Consider the following 19,060-nt stretch of genomic DNA (forward strand, 5'->3'; position numbering starts at 1 on the left):
AGGCGGCGGCAGCGGGTCGCGGCCGCTCCGGACCCCGCGCCGGACCGCGTACCGGATTCGGTACCGACCGAGCGGTCGCATAGGATCGCCGCGCCATGCAGACGCCAGCCACGCACACCGACGCCGCCGCGACCGCGGGCGGCGCGACCGACAGCGCGGGCACCGCCGGGGGCACCGCCGCCACCACCCCGAGCACCTCCGCAGGGACCGCCGGGGGCGACGCCGTGACCGCGACCGCCACCGGTGCGGGCGCCGCCACCACCGCGGACCCCGCCGACGGCGCCCGCCGCGCCGCGTACCGCAGCTTCGTCGCCCTCGGCGACTCCTTCACCGAGGGGATGTCCGACCTGCTGCCCGACGGCGGCTACCGCGGGTGGGCGGACCTGCTGGCGGCCCGGCTGGCCGCGCTCGACCCGGACTTCCGCTACGCGAACCTCGCCGTGCGCGGCAAGCTCATCCGGCAGATCGCCGACGACCAGGTGGAGACGGCCGCGGCGATGGGCGCGGACCTGGTGACGCTGGTCGGCGGGCTCAACGACGTGATCCGGCCCAGGTGCGACGTGGCCGCGGTGTGCGCGCTGCTGGAGCGCTCGGTCGAGCGCCTGGCCCCGTCCTGCGGGCAGCTGGTGCTGATGCGCAGCCCGATCCGGCGCGGTCCGGTGGCCACCCGCTTCACGCCGCGGATGGAGGAGCTGTTCGACTTCGTCGACGCGCTCGCGGCGCGGCACGGCGCGGTCGTGGTGGACCTCTACGGCGCCCAGGCGCTGCGCGACCCGCGGATGTGGGACGTCGACCGGCTGCACCTGACCGCCGAGGGGCACGAGCGGGTCGCGGAGGCGGTCTGGCAGGCGCTCGGGCTGCCCGCCGAGAGCGACTGGCGGCGTGTGCTGCCGCCGACCGCCCGACCCGGCTGGTCCGCCCGGCGGGCGGCGGACCTCAGCTTCACCCGCCGGCACCTGCTGCCGTGGATCGGCCGCCGCCTCACCGGCCGCTCCTCCGGCGACGGCCGCCCGCCCAAGCGCCCCGACCTCCTCCCCTACCCCGCCCCTGCGGCGCCCGCCGGCCCGGATGCCGACCCGACGCGGACCGCCTGACCGGCCGCGACCAGTAGAATCTCCCCACTGTTCTACCGGTGGGCAGGAACTCCCTGGTCAGATGGCCTATCGGATGGTTCAGTCCTGATCGTTTCTCACAAAATCTCACGTCCGGGCGGTCGGTACCGCTGCGGGGCCGCCGTGGAAGCGGTCCCAGACCTCGGCGGCCGGGCGCATGTCCTCGGTGTTGACGTGCACGTACCGACGCTTGGTGAAACTGGCGCTCGTGTGCCCGGCCCACGCGGCGAGGATGACATCCGGGACGCCGCTGACGGCCAGGAAGCTGAGCACCGAGTGCCGCGCGTCGTACAGCCGCACCCGCCGCAGCGCGAGGGCGGTCATCAGCCGGTACGCGTACTCGCGTAGCTGCCGGGTGTTGAGCGGCTCCCCGAGTTCGTTCACGACCACGTAGCCGCTATCGGTGTACGCCTCGCCGGCGAGCAGCTTCTCGCGGGCCTGCTGCGCGCGGAACCGCTTCAGCGCCTCCCACGGCCGTTCCGGGAGCGGAAGCCCGCGCTCGCCGGCGGCGGTCTTCGTGTCCTTCTCCAGGACCGTGTTGTTGCCGATCATCGTGCGGGTGAGCGTGATCTCGATCGTGCCGGCCGTCAGGTCGATGTCGGTCCAACGCTGCCCGCACACCTCGGCCGGCCGCAGACCCATCAGCGACAACAGCAGCGGCGCGTACAGCCGGTCACCCTCGATGCCGCGGATGAACGTCTGCGCCTCCGCCGCGGTCCACGGCTCGGCCTTGGGGCGCTCGCGCTTGTCGGTCTTCTTGTCGGCGAGGCTGATCCGCACGTACTGCGCCGGGCTGACCGGGATGAGCCTGCGGACTACGGCCCGGCTGAGAGCCTCCCTGAGTCGGGTGAGGACGCCTTCGGCGGTCGACACGGCGAGCCGGGTCCCGGCGGTGCCGCCGCGGCGCCGCCCGTGGGCCACGATGTCGTCCATGCAGTCCTGCACCTGGTCCTCGGTCAGCTCCTGAAGCCGTATGTGCCCGAGGCGCTCGCGGACGTGGAGCAGGGCTAGGCGGTACGTGCGGATGGTGGTCTCTTCCACGTCGCGCCGCTTGTAGTCCAGCCACTGGTCAAGCCACTCCCCCACCGTGATCTTGCTGGGGGCGATGAGCGTTCCGGCGGCCCGCTCGTGCAGGATGCGGGCCCGCTCGTTCTTGACCTCGGTCTTCGAGTCCCGGGTGATGGTGAGCTGGACGCGTTTGCCGTTCTCGTCCCGGCCGGCGTCGACCACCGTGCGATACCGCACGGAGCCGTTCCGCAGGACGATCTTCTTGATCGGATCAGCCATCACTCTCCTCAAGCGCTGCGGCGCCTTGCTTCGCCTTCTCCACCTCCGCAAGGATCCCCAGCACCTTGAACAGGGGCTTTACTCCGTCGCTCAGTCCTGACAGGCGGTCACCCACGAGGGCATATGCCCTGTTCAGCGTGACGACGGCCTCGGCCAACTCCTCGACGTTCGCCTGCGTGATGAACTTGAACGACGCGTCATTGTCGGAGTCGTGCAAGATGCGGTCTCGGTACTCATCAGTGGGTACGTCCACACCTTCGGCCAGCGTGACAACGCCCTGCTGATTCCAGCTCCGCGGCAGGAATAGCGAGGGGATCGAGGTGTCGAGGGCTCGCGCAAGCGCGAGAAGGTCTGCCGCACTGAACGCCCGGCGGCCCTTCTCCGCCGACGACACCGCCTGTCGGCTCCACGCGTTGCCGAGGTGCTGGCCAAGAGCCTCCCCGAGTTGCGCCTGCGACATTTCGAGGGCTTCTCGCCGTCGCACGACGTTCGCGCCGATCAGCTCTTCGATCTTCACGGGTATCCCTTCGGTCTGTTAGGGCCAGCGTGACACGTACGGACTAGGTTGACAAGCGCGGCCCGGCAGTGGAAGGTGTGGATAGACAGTCATCCCGTACCTCCCATGGAGCGGAAGCATGGCGGAAATCCCGCACATCACCAGCGTCCTGACCAGCCCCAAGGTCCCGCCGACGCTCGCCGAGGTCCGCGACTGGCCGGCCACCGTGGACGTGGCCCAGGCCGCGACCGCGCTCGGCATCTCGCGCAGTCAGCTCTACGAGGAGATCCGTTGCGGCGACGCCCCCGTGCGCGTGCTCCGCTTTTCCAGCCGCATCCGGGTCGTCACCGCGTCCCTCGTGGCGCTGCTCGAATCCGCGTGACAGGCGGCCAGCAGGTTGCAGCCCGCTGGCCGCCCCGAAGCACCACCGTCCATCCCTGAACAGCACAACGGCGGCGCGGGCCGTGAACCCGATGCGCCGCCGTCGAAGGAGCTTCATCATGAACGTACCGCAGACGACCGTCACCGCCAACTCGTGTGTCAACGCGCTGACGCCGCCCGAGAGTCTCCGCTTCTCCGAGCACGTCGACACCGAGACGCGCACGGCGACGTGCACCGCGCTCGCCGCCGACGCCGGCGACCAGTTGGCGCGGGCCCTGGCCGCCGCGGCGGCGGGCGACGCCGACGAGTTCGTGCGGTACCTGCGGTTCGCCGCGGACTCCGCGGTCCTGGCCGGGCGCCTCGGCGCGACGGACGCCGAGATCTGCGGCGCGCTGACCGCGGCGCGGGCCGGGGCCGCCCGATGAACGGCCCCCTGCCGCGGCGGGACCGCGAGACTCGACAGACGGAGATGTGGCGGCGCCGCGGTGCCTCCTACGCGTGCCCGCCGGCCGAGGACGGCGTGCGCGATCCGCTGGACCGCCTGCGACAGCCGGACAACCCGTCGACGTACAGCCTGCCCCCGACCGTCCTCTACCGGCACGCCGCCGATCTGGCCGCGCGTGGGTGGCAGCCGTACGAGCTGCGCCGCCGCTTCAAGCTCCGGGCGGTCCCGACCGCATGACGACCCGTCCCACCTACCCGCAGCCCCCCGGTGCCCGCGCAGTGCCGGGGGCCTTCGGGCACCCTCGAACGGACCCCGACGTGACCACCGCCTTGACGCCGTACTGCGTCCACCCGCGCCCGAGCGACGGCCGCGCCTGCGACAACCTGCCGGGCGCACACGACGGCGGAGCGCTCGGGCATCCGTTCACGTCCGACCCGTCGCGCCGCGGGCACCTCGCCCCGGTGCCGCCAGCGCCCGAGCAGGTGCCCGCCAAGGGTCCGCACAATCTGCGCACCCCCGCCCCGCCCGAGAACGACGGCGTACCGCGCGAGGTGGTGCTCACCCCAGCCTCACGCGTCAAGATGCGGCCCGTCAGGTGGCTATGGGACACAACACCCGAGGGCGCCCCGCCGACCTCGCACGGCCGCATCCCCATGGCGTCCCTCGCCATCGCGGCCGGCGGGCCCGGCCTCGGCAAGTCGCAGTTCGCCGTCTGGATGGCCGCCCGCATCACCACCGGCACCCTGCCCGGTGAGCTGTACGGGCAACCCCGCAGCGTCATCTACGCGGCGGCCGAGGACTCGTGGTCCTACACCATCGCACCCCGGCTCGTTGCCGCCGGGGCCGACCTCGACCGCGTGTTTCGGGTCGACGTACGCGACGACGGACGCGCGCACGCTCGCCTCACCCTGCCGTCGGACACCTCGCTACTCGGCCGCGCCGCCGAGACGTACAGCGTCGCCCTGGTCATCGCAGACCCGCTGCTGTCGTTCATCGACGGCAGCATCAACGACTACCGCGCCGCCGACGTACGGCAGGCTCTCGAACCGCTCATCGCCGAGGCCGACCGCGGCCGATTCACGATCCTCGGCCTGGCCCACTTCACCAAGGCGGGCGGCACCGACCCCCTTACCCGCATCGCCGGCTCGGGCGCCTTCGGCCAGCTCATCCGCTCCCTGATCGCCTTTGCGCAGCACGACACCGACGACGGCGAGACCGAGTTCGTGATGTCGCTGGAGAAGAACAACCTCGGCCGCCTCGGGCTGCCCGCCCATGGCTACGTGATCCAGCCCGCCACCGTAGAGACCGCAGACGGCCCCGCGTACGTCTCCCGGTTCGTCCTCGGCCCGGAGTCCACCACCACCGTCCGCGACGTGATGCGCGACGAGATCGCCACCGGCGGCCTCGACCGCACCGAGCGCACCGAGGCCATGCAGTGGCTGGAGGACTACCTCACCACCGGCGACAGGTGCGGCGAGGCGCTGCCCAAGGAGGTGGCCAACGCCGCCCGGGACGCCCGGATCTCGGAGAACGCACTCCGGGACGCGAAACGCCGCCTCGGTATCCGCAGCGTCAAGCAGAAGGGAGTGCCCAATGGCCCCTGGCTCTGGCAACTGCCCGGCTACGCGCCCGACGACACACCCCCGGGACCGTGACCCCCTACACGCGCCCCACATCTTCCCCATCTTCCCTCTGACCTGCACATATATAACCCCCGCCTTCCCCCACCTTCGCAACACCTTCCCCATCTTCGATCGACCGAAGGCGGGGAAGGCGGGGCGAACCCGCGGGGAAGGCGGGGCCCAAAAGCCGCAGGTCACCGCGAAGGTGGGGAAGGCGCGGCCCCTGTAGCTGCAAGCCCCTCGATGTCCGACCGCGGCGTGCCCTGTCTCGCGCGCGCACGCGACCCCCGTACCTCACCTCTCGGAGCCCGCCCGTGACCGTCCCGAAGAACCGCCCCGCCGTCGTCCTCGCGCTCGCGCAGGGCCAGACCACCGGCCAGGCCGCCAAGGTCGGCGGCGTCACCGGCCGCACCGTCCTGCGCTGGCTCGAAGAGGACGAGTTCCGGCAGGAGGTCGCCGACACCCGCACAAACCTCATGCGCCTCGCGGTCGGCCGCCTCGCCGCCGGCGCCGCCAAGGCCGTAGACACGCTCGTGGACGCCCTCGACACCGAGCGCGGGCAGGCCCGCGTGCAGGCCGCCAAGGTGCTGCTGGAGTCGTCGTTGGCCCTGCGCGAGTCCCTGGACCTTGAGGAGCGCATCGCCGCCCTGGAGGCCGCCGAGCAAGACAAGGGGCGCCGATGAGAACCCACCCGCTCGCCGCCCGACTGGACCGCCTCGAACAGCGCGCCAGCGCCCACCTGTTCGCGTTCACCACCACAGCCGGGCGCACCGTCCGGGCGACCGTGGACGACGTGCTGAGCGTGCTCTGCGGCAACCCCGTGCCGGCGCACCTCGCGGCCGTGGACGGCACACCGGAGACTGCCAGCCTGGCCCACACCCTCGTGGCCGCAGCCCGCGGCCAGCGCACCGCCGGGGCCGCCGCGTGAGCCCGCTCGCCGGCCGCCGCCTCGCCGACCGCCTCGCCGCCGTGGAGAAGATCCGCGACAGCCGCCGCATGATGCACACGGTCCGGCTCGCGGACGGCCGCACAGCCCGCGTGTCACTCCTCGACATGCTCATCATGCTGAACGACGGCCTCGCCCTGGACTACAGCGCCCGGCACGACACCGAGGCTGCCGAGCAGGCCGAGGCCCCCGAGCCGCCCCAGGTGGCACGCGTCGTCGCCGCCGCCGACCCGAGCAGCAACCCGTCCGTGATGTTCGACCTCATGCGGTGGGTCGCCCGCGAGTGGTGCGACGCGTACGACGAGCACCGCCCGTTCGCCCTCAACGACCAGGAGCCCGCGCCGTGCTGAGCGTGCCTGACCTCGACACCCGCTGCATCGCCCTCATGATCGCCGCCGCCGAGGAACGCTGGGACGACATCGACCCGCTGATCTCCGACCTCGAACCCGGCGCCCTCGGCACCGTCGTCTCCGGCCTCGCCGTGCTCGCCGTGCGCGCCACGATCCCGCCGCGCCTCCACCGCGACCCCGCCGCGCTGGCCCGCGTCGCCGACTACATGCGCGCCGAACTCCTCGCCCGCGCCACCACCGACCCCCAGGAGCCCGACCGTGGCTGACGATCCCCTGACCTCCGCCGAGAACAGCCTCGGCCAGTGCGCTTGGGCAGTCGTCGCCGCCACCATGGACGACGACCTCAGCGCAGTCGAGTACCTGCTCAGCGACCTCACACCCGCCGAACTCGGCGCTGTCGTCACCTGCCTCGCCGGACTCCTCGGCCACGGGCTCAGCACGTCCTACGGCCGCGAGCAGGCCCGCGCCATGGTCGCCGGCTACACCGTGCACTACGCCGGACGGGCCAGTGAGTAGCCGCCCGGCCGTCGCCGCCCGGCCCACCCACAACCACCCGCACGCCGCCCCCGCCCGGTTGAGTACGGCCGCCACCCGGCAGCCCCTCAACCACCGCGCACCGCTCGAGAACGGACGGCACACCATGACCAAGCCCGAGCCCAACCAGCCGACGCGTGAGGAGTGCTGGGCCGCGGCCCGCCAGGTGATCGCGCAGGAGCTGACGCGGATCGCCCGCGATCGGGCGGCCGGCCGACTGGACCCCGAGACCGCCGCCTACCTGGACCGCGTGGCGCCGCTGCCGCAGCGCCCGGCCATGCCCGTGGTGGTGCCGCGGGACGAGGCGTTGCGGCGGGCCCGCGCGGTGCTGGACCGGGCGCGGGCGGAGGACGCCGCGGACTACGCCGCTGGCCGGATGTCGCCGGAGCGGCGCGCGGTCTACGAGCGGCTGCTCGCCCGGCGGGCGGAGCGCGAGGCGACCGAGCCCGAGAAGCGCCGCGCGCCCGTGCCGACGCGTGAGGAGTGCGTGCGGAATCTGCGAGCGGTCGCGGACGGCATATTCCGCCGGCTGGCCGCCGCCGAGGCTGCCGGGACGCTGACACCGGAGGAGGCCGTGGTGGTGGCGCGCATCCGCGCCCGGATGGCCGCCGACGGTCAGATCGACCCACAACCCGGGGAGCCCCATGAGCAGCCCTGACCGGCCCGCCACGGCCGTCATCGAGGCCGGCGGCGGCACGGACCGGGATACCCGCAGCGCAGGGCTCATCCGTCCGGACGGCTCCGTTGTCGTACCCGCGGCTGTCGCCGGCGAGGTACTGCGCGCCCTCGTGCGCGACCTCACCGCCCGCGTACGTGCGGACGGCGGCGAGGTCTCCCCCACCGTGCGCCGCCTCCTGGTCGCTCTGCACGCCGCCGACCAGCGTGCCGACGCGGCGCCAATTGGACCGAGTTCCGGTGCCGGAACCCCGCCTGTGGAGCGGGCCAATGTGGAGCTTGGAACGGGTGAGGCCGCCGCACGGCTGGAGTGCTCCACCGAGTACGTGCGGCGACTGGCCCGGACCGGCCGTATCCAGGCCCGCCGCGTCGGCGCCGCCTGGCTCATCGACTCCGCCGACCTCGACCGGCACCGCCACGCAGGAGACGCCCATGACCAACAACCCCGCCCCCCGCCCGGGCCTGGCCGCCGCCGTCCAAGCCCGCATCACCGCCGAGCAGCAGCAGCGCGCCACCGCCGTCCAGCACGCCCGCACCGTGCTCGCCCCCCACAAGGCAGCGCGCCCCGCCGGCCAGCCGCAGGAGAGCTGACCGATGGCCAAGACCGCCGACGCCCCCACCCCCGCGCAGGCCCGCACCGACCTCGCCGACGCCCAGCGCGAACGCGCCGAAGCGCAGTCTCTCGCCGACGCCCTCGCCGAGCAGATCCGATCCGGCGACGCCAACGTCACCCCCGGCGACCTCGCCGCGAAGCGCGACCTCATCGAGTTCGCCGACCTCCGGGTCGAGGCGGCCCGCCGCCGGCTGGCCGCCGCCGAGGAAGCCGACCGGCACGCCCGCGCCCAGCAGATCGCCCAGCGTGTGCAGGCAGCCACCGCCGCCGACCAGACCGAGGCCATGACCGCCTCCGTGCAGCGCGTCACGGACGCCGTGGCCGACCTGCACGCGCTCGTCAGTAGCCGTAACGAGCAGGTCCGGGACCTGTCTCACGCTGCCGACGCCATCGCCGACGAACTCACCGCGCAGGGCATCGACCGGCAGACATCCCGCAGCACGTACGGCGTCATGGGCGGTACCGGGCCCGCGGGTGGCCGGAGCGTCGTCCACTACGCCACCGGTACGCGCATGCACGAGCTCGAACCCGCGCGGGCCATCGCTGGCGCGGTCGCCCTGGCGCTCACTCCCACCGAGATCACGACGCTGTACACCGCGTTGCGGGCCACGGATGGCGGTGTCGGCGCCCTCTTCAACGCTTTCCCGTTCGCCGCCGACCTGCGCGACGCGATCGGACGGGCCGCCTGATGACCAGTCTCTTCGCCGGGCTCGCCGCCCGCCAGCAGCAGCCACCGGCCAACCCGTTCGCGACACACCCGAACGACGACCCCGACCACGGCATGGCCCGCGCCGCGCGCGGCTGGTACGCCGGTCGGATCGCCGAGATCCGCAACGACCCGATGACCTCGGACCTCGCCAAGGCCCGCGCCCTGGCCGCAGCCCACGAGCAGCACGTCAAGGACATGGCCGAGGCGCACGGCCGGCTCACCGCCCGCCGACAAGCCCGGCTCGACTACCTCAACGGCCTCGTGCCCAGTGGTCCGGACATCCCCGAAGGCACCAGCCCGGCCGACCGCGCCGTGCTGCTGACCGCGTGGCGCGCCGCCAACGACGCCGTGCGCAACGCCCCCAGCCGGCAGGCTCGCGCCGCGCTGCTCGCCGACGCGCAGCGCTACGGCGACGACATTATGCAGCGGGCCGTGCTCACCCACGCCCAGGAGACCGGCGACCTCGGCGCCGTCGACCGGTGGGTGCAGGACACCCACGGCGTCAAGGGCTGGCAGGCCGAGACCGGGCAGCTCCGCGGCGCCCTCGCCGGTCAGCGGGAGCACGCGCCGTGGGACTACCTCGACTTCCACACCGAGCAGCCGCCCAAGGAGGTGTCCCAGCTTCCGACGCTGGAAGCCGCCGCCGGCGCTGCGGGAGAGGCGGCCTGACTCATGGCGCTGACCGTTGGCGAGCTGGTGGCCCGCGTCGATCTCGACACCAGCGGCGTGGCCGCGGGTGTGACGGCCACGCAGGCGGCACTCGGCGCGATGGCCGCCGAGGCGGAGCTGACCGCGGAAGGCATCCGCGGCAACCTCCTGCACATGCTCGATGAGCTGCCCGAGGTGACGATCACCGCGGACAGCACGCCTGCCGAGCGGGAGCTGGCCGCGATCCGGGAGCGCATCCGGCGGCTGCACGGCACGATCGATGTCGACGTGGACATTGATCGGGTGCGCGCGCAGCTCACCGTGATCGGGACGATGCTCGCCAAGCTCAACGGCTCCGCCAGCCGGCCGCGGATCGACGTGGACACCGAGTCGGCGTTCAGCACCATTGCCAGCACGCGCAGCGCGCTGGACCGGCTGGAGCGTGAGACGACCACCGCGACCGTCGACGTGGACGCGAACACCGCCCGCGCGACCGCCGAGCTGGCGCACGTGCGCGAGGAGGCCGAGCGCGTCGACCGCGAGCGGCCGACCGTGGACGTGCGGGTGGACGACCGCGGCAGCGCGGCGGCCACGTCCGGCCGGCTGGGCAGCTTGGCGTCCGCCGCGTGGTCGGCGGTGAACGCCGCGCTCGGGTTCCTGAAGTGGCCGCTGATCATCGGCGCGGCGATCCCGGTGATCGCGGGGCTGGTGGGCGCGCTGGTGAACATCGCGCCGGCCGCCGCGGTGGGCGCGACGGCGGTGCTGTCGCTGGCCGGTGCGGTGGCCGGGATCAAGGTGGGCGGGAGCGGCGTCGGTGCGGCGCTCAAGGCGGCGTTCGCTCCGGCCGTCGGCGGCGGGGGTGCCGCGGCTAAGGCCGCCAACCAGGCGGCCGACGCGCAGCGGAATCTCCAGCGGGCCACCGAGAACGCGGCGTACTCCAACCGGCAGGCCGCCGAGGCGACCGCGCGCGCCGAGCGGGACCTCGCCGACGCGCAGCGCGCCGCCCTCGCGGCACAGCGGGCCGTCAGCGACGCCCGCAAGCAAGCCGCGCGGGACCTGGAGGACCAGAACAACGCGCTGATCGACGCGCAGAACAGCGTGCAGGACGCGACCAACGCCCTCACCGACGCGCAGGCGCAGTACAACCAGGATCTCTCACAGGGTGCGGGCACGGAGCAGCTTGCCCGGGATCAGCTCGCGATCCGGGAGGCCGAGCAGGCACTCGCCGAGCAGCAGCTCGCGGTGCGGCGGCTCCAGGAGGACACGGACGCCGCGAACAAGGCGGGCGTCAACGGCAGCAAGCAGGTCGTGGACGCGCAGGCTGCGGCGGCGCAGGCCGCGCGGGATGTGGGCGACCGCGAGCAGGCGCTCGCCGACGCGCGCGAGCAGCAGGCCCGCACCGCGCAGCAGGGGCTGGACGCGATCCGGCAGGCGCAGGAGGCGCTCGCTAAGGGCGCGGCCGGCGGCGGGGGCGGGGGCGGTGTGGACGCGTTCGCCGCGGCCATGGCCAAGCTGGCGCCCAGCGCCCGCGCGTTCGTGCGGGAGATCATCGCGCTCGGCCCGGCGTGGCGCGCGCTCCAGCTCGACGTGCAGCAGAGGCTCTTTGCGGGCTGGGCGGCGGCCCTCGCCTCCACAGCCGCGGTGGGGCTGCCGGTGCTGCGCCGGGCGCTGGACGCCAACGCGGACAGCCTCAACCGCATGGGGCTGGGCGTGTTGGGCGCGGCCCGCGGCCTGGCCCGGTCCGGCGTGCTCGGTCAGGCGCTGGACGGCGCCGCGGCGGGCCTCGGCCGGCTGACCCGCATCCCCGGCCAGGTGATCACGGCGTTCACGCAGATCGCCGCCGCGGGTGCGCCGCAGTTCCAGCGGCTGACGGCCGCTGTCGCGGGCGGGGTCGACGGTGTGGCCGCGAAGATCTCGGCGGCGTTCTCGTCCGGCGGTATGGGTCGCGCGATCAACACCGCAGTTGGCCTGATCAAGGAGATCGGGCAGGTACTCGGCAACCTCGGCTCGGTGATCGGGTCGGTCTTCCAGGCCGCGAACGTCGCGGGCGGCTCGTGGCTCGGCGTCCTCGTCCAGATCAGCGGCGCCATGAAGAGCGCGTTTGCCAGCCCCGTCGTGCAGAGCGCGCTCGGAGCCCTCTTCGGCGCCATGAAGACGCTCGGCACCACCCTGGCGCCGCTGGTCGTTCAGGCACTCGGAGCCATCGCCCCCGTCTTCACCACCCTCGGTCCGCCCGTACAGCGGCTGATCACCGCGCTCGGCGGTGCCCTGCAACCCGTCATCGCCGCGCTCGGCCCGGTGCTGAACGCCGCCGCGTACGCGGTCGGCCAGCTCGGCGACGAGATCGTGCCGCTTCTGCCCGTGGTCGGCGCGATGATCGCCGCGCTCGGCCCGGTGCTGACGCCCGTGCTGCGGCTGGTCGGGAACTACCTCGCCGCGATCGCGCCCGTGGTCGGGCAGCTCGGCCGGGCCCTGCTGCCGCCGCTGGCCAAGATCACCGGGACGCTCGCCGCGGCGTTCGCCAAGGCGGCCCCCGTCCTCGACAGGGTGATGGGCCAGTTGAGCGACGGCCTCATGCCGGTCGTCGCGGGCCTCGCGGCGGTGATCGCCGACATGGTGGATCAGTACGCCGACCAGTGGCTGCGGACGTTCACGCAGCTCCTGCCGGTGATCCCCACGCTGATCCCCTACCTCGTGCAGTTGGGGCAGTCCGTCGGGCAGCTCCTGACCGCGCTCGCGCCGCTGCTGCCGCAGATCACCCTCCTCGGCGTGCAGATGGTCACGGGCCTGTTGCCCGCGCTGCTGCCGCTGATCCCGCCGCTGACCACGCTCGCGATCCTGTTTCTTCGTCTGACCACGGCGATTGCCGTCACCGCGGTGCCCGTGCTGCTCGGCCTGATCAAGGTGCTCGGCACACTTCAGGCCGCGTTCGCGGTGCCGCTGCGCGCGGTGTCGTGGCTGGTGCAGCAGACGATCTCGCTGTTCCAGCACCTCTACGACGTGCTGATCGGGCACAGCATCATCCCGGATCTCGTGCGCGGGATCGCGGGGTGGCTGGGCCGGCTGCCGGGTATGGCCGCGGCGGCGCTGGCCGCGCTGCCGGGCCGGATCATCGGCGTCGCCGCCAACGCGGCGGCCGGGATGGTCCGCGCGATCCGCTCGGGTCTGGATCAGGCCGTGGGGTGGCTCGGCGGGCTGGGCGGCCGGGCGGCGCGCGCGGTGGGCGACCTGGGGGCCACGCTGTGGCACTCGGGTCAGTCGCTCATCTCCGGGTTCATCGGCGGCATCAAGTCGATGGCCGGCGCGGCGGAAGATGCGGCGTCCAGCGTGCTGGGGAAGGTGCGCGACTACTTCCCCTTCAGTCCGGCGAAGAAGGGCCCCCTGTCGGGCCGCGGGTGGGTCCACTACTCCGGCCAGGCGATGGGCTCTGCGTTCGCCGCGGGCATGCTGTCGCAGGTGGACGGCGTGAGCGCCGCCGCAGCAGCGCTCGGTGGCTCCGCTTCCGATGGGCTCGGCATGGGCGCCGGCATCGGCGTCGGCGGCGCCGCGGCGGCGCAGTCCGCAGTCGGTGGCGGGGGCACGCAGACGGTGCGCATCGTCGTAGACGGCCCAGAGCCGGTACGCCGGCTGATCCGCGCCATCGTCAGCGACGGTGGCGGCAACGTGCAGACCGTGTTCGGGAGGTGATGTCGTGCCGCTGGTACTCACCATCCGAGCATCAGTGGCACCCGGTTAGCCCACTCTGCACAGCGCCATCGGCACGGCACGTGTGTCACCTACGGCCCCAATCGGGTCGCCCTCCTGCACGTACACCGTCGTCCACTGACTCGTGCCGGCCGGACAGCCGCCCCCGTTGCCCAGGAGATAACCGCCCTGGAACGGCTGGCCCGTCGGCGTGCTGGCTGACTGCTGCACCGGTCCGGCGGGCCCTGCCGGTCCGGCAGGGCCCCGTACGCCCGGCACACCGCGGGGGCCAACCGCCCCGACGGGGCCACGCGGACCCGTCTCCCCGCTGGGCCCCGCGGGGCCGCGAGGCCCAGTTGCTCCCGACGGCAGAGCGAGTCCGGCCGCCACACCGCCGCCGCCCAGCAGGGCGCCGATCAACAGGGTCGTGGCGAGCGCCAGCACGCCGCCTCTCCCCCGGGTAGGTATCTGCATGGCCAGAGGGTAGGGGCAGCGCCGTGCCCGCGCTGCCGAATCGCCACGCCCCCGCTGCTCAGTCCAGCTTGGCCAGGACCGCCTTGTACTCAGCGACCTGCCCAGGCGTCAGCAGGTCCGACGCCCGGATCACATACCGCCCCTGCCGCAGCAGGTAATCCGGTGTGACCAGCGAGGACACCGCCTGCCCCATCTTGTCGATGCCGTCGACCCACGCCTTGGCGTCGGCGTCCGCGGCGAACACCTCGACTGTGCCCCCGTAGGAGATCGCGTCCGGCCGCCCGTCCGCCTCGTCCTTGGCCTTGGGGTTCGTGCTGACGCGGGAGTCGGCGAACGCCGTCTTGCTGACGTACTGGTGCGGTCGGCCCATGCGGCTGTTCGGGTCGGTGGCCTCGGTGTAGGTGACCGTGAGCTTCACCGACGGCACGGCCGCGGCGAGCTGCTTGGTGACGGTCGCGGCGTCGGCCTGCTTGCCGGTGATGGCCTTCACAGTAGCCGGCGCGCTGGTGGCGACGCCGGGCTCCTCGGGCGCCGACTTGCTGCTGCCGGACGAGCAGCCGGCGAGTAACGCGGCCGGGACGGCGAGCACGGCGGCGGTGGTGCGGATGCGCATGATCCCCCCAGATCGGATGTGGAGGCCACACCGTAGCGCCGGCCACGGGGGGCCAGGGGCGCCGTCGCCGGATCGTGACCGGGACCGGGGGAGCCTCGGGGCGCGCGCTCGCCGGCTACTGCTGCGGCGTGGCGATCACGAACGTCCCCTTGTTCGGGAGCGTCGCCACCAGGCCACGGTCACGCAGCTCGGCGACGGCCCGCCGCGCGGTGCCCGGCGCGACGCCGTACTGCTCGCCCATCGCCCGCTCGTTCGGCAGCCGGGCGCCGACAGGCAGGCGGCCGGACCGGATCTCTTCCTCGATCCGGTCGGCGACCTGCACGTACACGTACTGCGGCAGCTCGGTCATGGTTCGGACGCTAGGGCTGCACCCCACGGCGGGCATCTGTAGGTGGCCGTATGGGGCACCATGTAGCGGCCTATAGCGGTACCGTCTGAGCAGCAGAAACCCCCGCGGCCGGCCAGGGCCCGGGGGTGTGGACGACTGCAAGGGAGTCGACATGCACGAGCCTACCCGCGCCACCCGGCCGACACCGACGATCCTCCGCGAGTGCGTGATGTGCCGCGTAAACCTGCTGGGCGGTACGGCGGTGGCGCTGATCGAGTCCGGGTCAGGGCCGGGGCACCTCCTCTACGCCTGCGCGCCGTGCGTGCGGCGGCACCGCCTCCTGCCGCTGGATGAGCAGCCGAGCCTCACGGGGGACGGGCGGTTGCAGTACCGCCCGTAGGCGGGCCGGGGCCCCGCGCGTTGCCGATCGCGCGGGGCCCCGTCGCACGCGGGCGGCATGCCGCCCGACCTGCGTCATACGCCCGTCCTACGCCCCCGGCGGTGCCGTCATACCGCTGTCGTACGGCAGGACCGCGCAGCCCGTGATGACCGGCTGCACGCCCTCCGGGACGACGCCGTGAGACCACGCGTACCGGTAGGCGTCGGCGACGATCCCGACCGCGGCACGCACGGCGGTGGACGGGTTCAGCCCGGCGCGTGCCATGGCCGCGAGGTCGTCGGCAAGCCGGTCGTCCACGCGTACGGACAGCGGCGCCCGGCGTCGCACGCGCGCGCTCTCCACACTGCGGAGATCCTTCTCCTCGGCGGCCTCCACCGCGGCAAGCTCCCCGTCAGGCTCGCCCTGGCAGCCGTCCTTGCACACGAACTTCTGCGCACCGGACGGCCAGCGGGTGCCGGACGCATCGGGCACCCACGGGCCGGCGGTGCCGCCGCACAGGTGACACGCAGGCAGCAACGGCTCGGCGGCCAGCGGAACGGGACGGCCGGTCATCGGTTGCCCCCGGGGACCTCAGCGGCCAGCCGACGGGCGACCCGGCGCACCTTCGCCGCGGCCTCGGTGAGGTCGACGGCGAGGGCTTCCAGGGCGGGCGCGTCGTACCCGTAGTGGTGCCCGTCCAGCAGTTGCACGACGACGTGCACCGCGTCCCTGTGCGCTTCGTCCGGCGCGGGGAACGGGACCTGCCACAGCAGCAGCTCGGCGAGGCGCTGCGGGCCGCGCTCGGTCCCGACCAGCACATCGATCACGGGGCCGCTGTGGGAGATCTCGGCGCGGGCCCCGCCGTCCGGGTGGTAGGTCCCGGTGCACCACGGGGGTTCGGGGATGGTGATCGGTCCGTGGTCGGTGGTGACCACGGTGACGGTACGGTCGGTCACGGGTCTGACTCCTTGATCGGAAGGGGTCGGGATCAAGGCGCCGCCCTGGTGTTCCCGCACCGGGGCGGCGCCGCTGTCGTCTCACGCGCGTCTCACAGACGATGCGGACGGACGCCGTCGTTCGGCCCCTGACCAGGGGTCTCGCGCTCTGCGTAGACATCACAGACCCGCATGGATGGCGGGTATGCTCTCCCCACGTGACTGCCAAGCCGCGTATCCCGAACGTCCTCGTCGGCCGCTATGCCTCGGCGGAGCTGGCGACCCTGTGGTCCCCCGAGCAGAAGGTGGTGCTGGAGCGCCGCCTGTGGCTCGCCGTGCTGCGGGCGCAGCGGGATCTGGGGATCGAGGTCCCGGAGCAGGCGATCGCCGACTACGAGCGGGTGGTCGAGCAGGTCGACCTGGAGTCGATCGCGGCGCGCGAGCGGGTCAACCGGCACGACGTGAAGGCGCGCATCGAGGAGTTCAACGCGCTGGCCGGGCACGAGCAGGTGCACAAGGGCATGACGTCGCGCGATCTGACCGAGAACGTCGAGCAGCTGCAGATCCGGCTGTCGCTGGAGCTCGTCAGGGACCGCGCGGTCGCGGTGCTGGCCCGGCTGGGCGACCTGGCCGCGCAGTACGCGGAACTGGTGATGGCCGGACGCTCGCACAACGTGGCGGCGCAGGCCACGACGCTCGGCAAGCGGTTCGCGACCACCGCCGACGAGCTGCTGGTGGCCCTCGCCCGGGTCGAGGACCTGCTCGCGCGCTATCCGCTGCGCGGCATCAAGGGCCCGGTCGGCACCGCGCAGGACATGCTGGACCTGCTCGGCGGCGACACCGGCAGGCTCGCCGAGCTGGAGCGGCGCATCGCCGCCCACCTGGGCTTCTCGCGGGCCTTCACCTCCGTCGGCCAGGTCTACCCGCGGTCGCTGGACTACGACGCGGTGACCGCGCTGGTGCAGCTCGCCGCCGGACCCTCCTCGCTGGCCAAGACGATCCGGCTGATGGCCGGGCACGAACTGGTCACCGAGGGCTTCAAGCCGGGGCAGGTGGGCTCCTCGGCCATGCCGCACAAGATGAACACGCGCTCCTGCGAGCGGGTCAACGGGCTGATGGTGATCCTGCGCGGCTACGCGTCGATGACCGGCGAGCTGTCCGGCGACCAGTGGAACGAGGGCGACGTGTCCTGCTCGGTGGTGCGCCGGGTCGCGCTGCCGGACGCCTTCTTCGCCTTCGACGGGCTGCTGGAGACCTTCCTGACGGTGCTGGACGAGTTCGGCGCCTTCCCCGCGGTGGTCGCCCGCGAGCTGGACCGCTATCTGCCGTTCCTGGCCACCACCAAGGTGCTGATGGGCGCGGTGCGGGCGGGCGTCGGCCGGGAGATCGCGCACGAGGCCATCAAGGAGAACGCGGTGGCGGCCGCGCTGGCGATGCGCGAGCAGGGCACCGAGCGCAACGAACTGCTGGACCGGCTGGCCGCCGACGAGCGCATCCCGCTGGACCGGGCGGCCCTGGACGCGCTGATGGGCGACCCGCTGTCCTTCACCGGCGCGGCGGCTGGGCAGGTCGCCGAGGTGGTGCGGCGGATCGAGGACGTGGTGAAGGCGCACCCGCAGGCCGCGGCGTACCGGCCGGGGGCGATCCTCTGACGCCGGAGCAGCTGGCCGCGGCCCGCGACCGCACCCTGGACGATGTGATCGCCCCGGGCCTGCGGGTGCTCTTCTGCGGCATCAACCCGGGGCTGATGTCGGCGTGGACCGGGCAGCACTTCGCCCGGCCGGGCAACCGGTTCTGGCCCGCGCTGCACGCCTCCGGCTTCACCCCGCGCCGCTACGCCCCCGCCGAGCAGCGCGACCTGCTCGCGCTCGGCCTCGGCATCACCAATGTGGCGCCGCGGGCCACGGCGCGGGCGGACGAGCTGAGCGCCGCCGAACTGGTGGCCGGCGGCGAGCAGGTGCGGGCGAAGGTGGCGGCCTTCCGCCCGGCCTGGCTGGCGGTGCTCGGACTGACCGCCTACCGGGTGGCCTTCGGCGACCGGCACGCCGCGGTGGGCCCGCAGCCGCGGACGCTCGGCGGCACCCGGGTGTGGGCACTGCCGAGCCCCAGCGGGCTCAACGCGCACTGGACGCCGGCCGCGCTGGCCGAGGAGTTCGGCCGGCTGCGCGCGGCGGCGTACGCGGAGCCCGTGCCGCAGGCTCAGCCGCCGGCGGCCACCGGCCCCGGCACCGCGGTCTCCTGACCGACCGCCAGCACGATCCGGTACGGCGAGCGCCGCCCGTCGCCGGTGCCGGAGTCCCCCGGGGCGTCGGCGACCCCGACGCCGACGGCCGTCCACCGCTCGCCGACCCGCCAGCCGTAGACCTCGCCGACCCCGGGCGCGCCCGCGCACAGCTCCGCGAGCACCGGCGGCACCGGTATGCCTCGCCGCTGCTGGGCGCGGTACGGCAGCAGGTCGAGCACCTCGGGCTCGCCCCAGCGGCCGGCGAGCCGCTCGACGAGGGCCTCGGCGTCCGCCTCGTGGCCGGCGGCGAGCACGGCGAGGTGGAAACCGGGCCCGCTGCGGCGCGCGGCATCGCGCAGCCGCCGCGCGGGGAAGTCGAGCGCGCGCATCCGGTCCACCTCGGCGATCTGGGCAGCAAGATCCATGCCCGCAAGTAAACAGCCACCCTCTGACAATCGGCATCGGCCGGGCCGCCGGGGCCGTACGCTGCCGGAAGCGTGCCCGGCACGCCGCGCAGGGCGTCACGCAAACGGTATCCGTCCGTGCTCGCCGCGCGGCGCGGCGCCGGGTACGATCCGCCACACACGGGCACGGCTGGGAGGACA

General features: G+C 73.6%; 25 protein-coding genes and 1 pseudogene. 19 read left to right on the plus strand and 7 right to left on the minus strand.

The window, feature by feature from the left end:
- Positions 1–95 precede the first annotated feature (95 nt).
- Positions 96–1,094 (plus strand): SGNH/GDSL hydrolase family protein, encoded by a 999-nt coding sequence (locus tag VSR01_RS01285; RefSeq protein ID WP_326447438.1) that lies wholly within the window; start codon positions 96–98, stop codon positions 1,092–1,094.
- 105 nt (positions 1,095–1,199) lie between these two features.
- Here the strand turns inward: VSR01_RS01285 and VSR01_RS01290 are convergent, their stop codons facing one another.
- Together VSR01_RS01290 and VSR01_RS01295 are read right to left on the minus strand one after the other, a co-directional pair.
- Complete coding sequence (locus VSR01_RS01290; protein WP_326447439.1) at positions 1,200–2,399, minus strand: site-specific integrase; 1,200 nt, start codon at positions 2,397–2,399, stop codon at positions 1,200–1,202.
- Entirely contained in the window at positions 2,392–2,916 is a 525-nt protein-coding gene (locus tag VSR01_RS01295) for a helix-turn-helix transcriptional regulator (RefSeq protein WP_326447440.1), read from the minus strand. Before VSR01_RS01295 ends, VSR01_RS01290 begins: the two co-directional genes overlap by 8 nt.
- Positions 2,917–3,034: 118 nt before the next feature.
- Here VSR01_RS01295 and VSR01_RS01300 point away from each other — a divergent pair, with 118 nt between their 5' ends.
- From VSR01_RS01300 to VSR01_RS01370, 15 genes and pseudogenes are all read left to right on the plus strand, one after another.
- Entirely contained in the window at positions 3,035–3,277 is a 243-nt protein-coding gene (locus tag VSR01_RS01300) for a DNA-binding protein (RefSeq protein ID WP_326447441.1), read from the plus strand.
- Positions 3,278–3,395: 118 nt separating this feature from the next.
- A complete protein-coding gene (locus VSR01_RS01305) occupies positions 3,396–3,701 on the plus strand; it encodes a hypothetical protein (protein WP_326447442.1) in 306 nt (101 codons plus the stop codon).
- Positions 3,702–3,796: 95 nt separating this feature from the next.
- The gene (locus VSR01_RS01310; RefSeq protein WP_326447443.1) at positions 3,797–3,958 is read left to right on the plus strand and encodes a hypothetical protein; all 162 of its coding nucleotides are present in this window, start codon (positions 3,797–3,799) and stop codon (positions 3,956–3,958) included.
- An 80-nt stretch (positions 3,959–4,038) separates the two neighbouring features.
- On the plus strand, positions 4,039–5,376 hold the full coding sequence (locus tag VSR01_RS01315) for an AAA family ATPase (protein ID WP_326447444.1): 1,338 nt from the start codon (positions 4,039–4,041) through the stop codon (positions 5,374–5,376).
- 281 nt (positions 5,377–5,657) lie between these two features.
- Positions 5,658–6,026, plus strand: coding sequence for a hypothetical protein (locus VSR01_RS01320; protein ID WP_326447445.1), 369 nt, complete (start codon positions 5,658–5,660; stop codon positions 6,024–6,026).
- Positions 6,023–6,271, plus strand: a complete 249-nt coding sequence (locus VSR01_RS01325; RefSeq protein WP_326447446.1) for a hypothetical protein — start codon at positions 6,023–6,025, stop codon at positions 6,269–6,271. Before VSR01_RS01320 ends, VSR01_RS01325 begins: the two co-directional genes overlap by 4 nt.
- Positions 6,268–6,639, plus strand: a complete 372-nt coding sequence (locus tag VSR01_RS01330) for a hypothetical protein (RefSeq protein WP_326447447.1) — start codon at positions 6,268–6,270, stop codon at positions 6,637–6,639. The genes VSR01_RS01325 and VSR01_RS01330 overlap by 4 nt, the downstream gene beginning before the upstream one ends.
- Positions 6,633–6,905, plus strand: coding sequence for a hypothetical protein (locus tag VSR01_RS01335; RefSeq protein WP_326447448.1), 273 nt, complete (start codon positions 6,633–6,635; stop codon positions 6,903–6,905). The genes VSR01_RS01330 and VSR01_RS01335 overlap by 7 nt, the downstream gene beginning before the upstream one ends.
- Entirely contained in the window at positions 6,898–7,155 is a 258-nt protein-coding gene (locus VSR01_RS01340) for a hypothetical protein (RefSeq protein ID WP_326447449.1), read from the plus strand. Before VSR01_RS01335 ends, VSR01_RS01340 begins: the two co-directional genes overlap by 8 nt.
- Positions 7,156–7,279: 124 nt before the next feature.
- Positions 7,280–7,831 (plus strand): hypothetical protein, encoded by a 552-nt coding sequence (locus tag VSR01_RS01345; RefSeq protein ID WP_326447450.1) that lies wholly within the window; start codon positions 7,280–7,282, stop codon positions 7,829–7,831.
- Positions 7,818–8,249: pseudogene (locus tag VSR01_RS01350) on the plus strand (helix-turn-helix domain-containing protein); the annotation flags it as partial. The gene VSR01_RS01345 and the pseudogene VSR01_RS01350, both read left to right, overlap by 14 nt.
- A gap of 31 nt (positions 8,250–8,280) precedes the next feature.
- Complete coding sequence (locus tag VSR01_RS01355; protein ID WP_326447451.1) at positions 8,281–8,439, plus strand: hypothetical protein; 159 nt, start codon at positions 8,281–8,283, stop codon at positions 8,437–8,439.
- 3 nt (positions 8,440–8,442) lie between these two features.
- Complete coding sequence (locus tag VSR01_RS01360; RefSeq protein WP_326447452.1) at positions 8,443–9,150, plus strand: hypothetical protein; 708 nt, start codon at positions 8,443–8,445, stop codon at positions 9,148–9,150.
- Complete coding sequence (locus VSR01_RS01365) at positions 9,150–9,839, plus strand: hypothetical protein (RefSeq protein ID WP_326447453.1); 690 nt, start codon at positions 9,150–9,152, stop codon at positions 9,837–9,839. The genes VSR01_RS01360 and VSR01_RS01365 overlap by 1 nt, the downstream gene beginning before the upstream one ends.
- 3 nt (positions 9,840–9,842) lie before the next feature.
- A complete protein-coding gene (locus VSR01_RS01370) occupies positions 9,843–13,505 on the plus strand; it encodes a hypothetical protein (RefSeq protein WP_326447454.1) in 3,663 nt (1,220 codons plus the stop codon).
- A 529-nt stretch (positions 13,506–14,034) separates the two neighbouring features.
- On the opposite strand, the gene VSR01_RS01375 is transcribed toward VSR01_RS01370, so the two are convergent.
- Complete coding sequence (locus VSR01_RS01375; protein ID WP_326447455.1) at positions 14,035–14,589, minus strand: hypothetical protein; 555 nt, start codon at positions 14,587–14,589, stop codon at positions 14,035–14,037.
- Between the two features lie 115 nt (positions 14,590–14,704).
- Positions 14,705–14,938 carry a winged helix-turn-helix domain-containing protein gene (locus VSR01_RS01380; protein WP_326447456.1) on the minus strand — a complete coding sequence of 78 codons (234 nt, stop codon included), beginning with the start codon at positions 14,936–14,938 and terminating at the stop codon, positions 14,705–14,707.
- A gap of 151 nt (positions 14,939–15,089) precedes the next feature.
- Here VSR01_RS01380 and VSR01_RS01385 point away from each other — a divergent pair, with 151 nt between their 5' ends.
- Positions 15,090–15,317, plus strand: coding sequence for a hypothetical protein (locus tag VSR01_RS01385; RefSeq protein WP_326447457.1), 228 nt, complete (start codon positions 15,090–15,092; stop codon positions 15,315–15,317).
- A gap of 87 nt (positions 15,318–15,404) precedes the next feature.
- Here VSR01_RS01385 and VSR01_RS01390 read toward each other — a convergent pair whose 3' ends face one another.
- A complete protein-coding gene (locus tag VSR01_RS01390; RefSeq protein ID WP_326447458.1) occupies positions 15,405–15,869 on the minus strand; it encodes a hypothetical protein in 465 nt (154 codons plus the stop codon).
- Positions 15,866–16,252: a DUF6907 domain-containing protein gene (locus tag VSR01_RS01395; protein WP_326447459.1), complete on the minus strand. Its 387-nt coding sequence runs from the start codon at positions 16,250–16,252 to the stop codon at positions 15,866–15,868. Before VSR01_RS01395 ends, VSR01_RS01390 begins: the two co-directional genes overlap by 4 nt.
- Before the next feature lie 197 nt (positions 16,253–16,449).
- On the opposite strand from VSR01_RS01395, the gene purB reads away from it, so the two are divergent.
- Positions 16,450–17,883, plus strand: coding sequence for an adenylosuccinate lyase (gene purB, locus VSR01_RS01400; protein WP_326447460.1), 1,434 nt, complete (start codon positions 16,450–16,452; stop codon positions 17,881–17,883).
- Complete coding sequence (gene mug, locus VSR01_RS01405; protein WP_326453446.1) at positions 17,880–18,473, plus strand: G/U mismatch-specific DNA glycosylase; 594 nt, start codon at positions 17,880–17,882, stop codon at positions 18,471–18,473. Before purB ends, mug begins: the two co-directional genes overlap by 4 nt.
- Here the strand turns inward: mug and VSR01_RS01410 are convergent.
- The gene (locus tag VSR01_RS01410) at positions 18,431–18,880 is read right to left on the minus strand and encodes a hypothetical protein (RefSeq protein WP_326447461.1); all 450 of its coding nucleotides are present in this window, start codon (positions 18,878–18,880) and stop codon (positions 18,431–18,433) included. The genes mug and VSR01_RS01410 overlap by 43 nt on opposite strands.
- Positions 18,881–19,060 lie beyond the last annotated feature (180 nt).

Source organism: Actinacidiphila sp. DG2A-62 (assembly GCF_035825295.1).
Classification (GTDB): Bacteria; Actinomycetota; Actinomycetes; order Streptomycetales; family Streptomycetaceae; genus Actinacidiphila.

Coding starts and splice junctions, on each gene's coding strand:
- VSR01_RS01285 (WP_326447438.1), top strand. CDS start 96: ATGCAGACGCCAGCCACGCACACCGACGCCGCCGCGACCGCGGGCGGC.
- VSR01_RS01290 (WP_326447439.1), bottom strand. CDS start 2,399: ATGGCTGATCCGATCAAGAAGATCGTCCTGCGGAACGGCTCCGTGCGG.
- VSR01_RS01300 (WP_326447441.1), top strand. CDS start 3,035: ATGGCGGAAATCCCGCACATCACCAGCGTCCTGACCAGCCCCAAGGTC.
- VSR01_RS01305 (WP_326447442.1), top strand. CDS start 3,396: ATGAACGTACCGCAGACGACCGTCACCGCCAACTCGTGTGTCAACGCG.
- VSR01_RS01325 (WP_326447446.1), top strand. CDS start 6,023: ATGAGAACCCACCCGCTCGCCGCCCGACTGGACCGCCTCGAACAGCGC.
- VSR01_RS01345 (WP_326447450.1), top strand. CDS start 7,280: ATGACCAAGCCCGAGCCCAACCAGCCGACGCGTGAGGAGTGCTGGGCC.
- VSR01_RS01355 (WP_326447451.1), top strand. CDS start 8,281: ATGACCAACAACCCCGCCCCCCGCCCGGGCCTGGCCGCCGCCGTCCAA.
- VSR01_RS01360 (WP_326447452.1), top strand. CDS start 8,443: ATGGCCAAGACCGCCGACGCCCCCACCCCCGCGCAGGCCCGCACCGAC.
- VSR01_RS01365 (WP_326447453.1), top strand. CDS start 9,150: ATGACCAGTCTCTTCGCCGGGCTCGCCGCCCGCCAGCAGCAGCCACCG.
- VSR01_RS01370 (WP_326447454.1), top strand. CDS start 9,843: ATGGCGCTGACCGTTGGCGAGCTGGTGGCCCGCGTCGATCTCGACACC.
- VSR01_RS01375 (WP_326447455.1), bottom strand. CDS start 14,589: ATGCGCATCCGCACCACCGCCGCCGTGCTCGCCGTCCCGGCCGCGTTA.
- VSR01_RS01380 (WP_326447456.1), bottom strand. CDS start 14,938: ATGACCGAGCTGCCGCAGTACGTGTACGTGCAGGTCGCCGACCGGATC.
- VSR01_RS01385 (WP_326447457.1), top strand. CDS start 15,090: ATGCACGAGCCTACCCGCGCCACCCGGCCGACACCGACGATCCTCCGC.
- VSR01_RS01390 (WP_326447458.1), bottom strand. CDS start 15,869: ATGACCGGCCGTCCCGTTCCGCTGGCCGCCGAGCCGTTGCTGCCTGCG.
- VSR01_RS01410 (WP_326447461.1), bottom strand. CDS start 18,880: ATGGATCTTGCTGCCCAGATCGCCGAGGTGGACCGGATGCGCGCGCTC.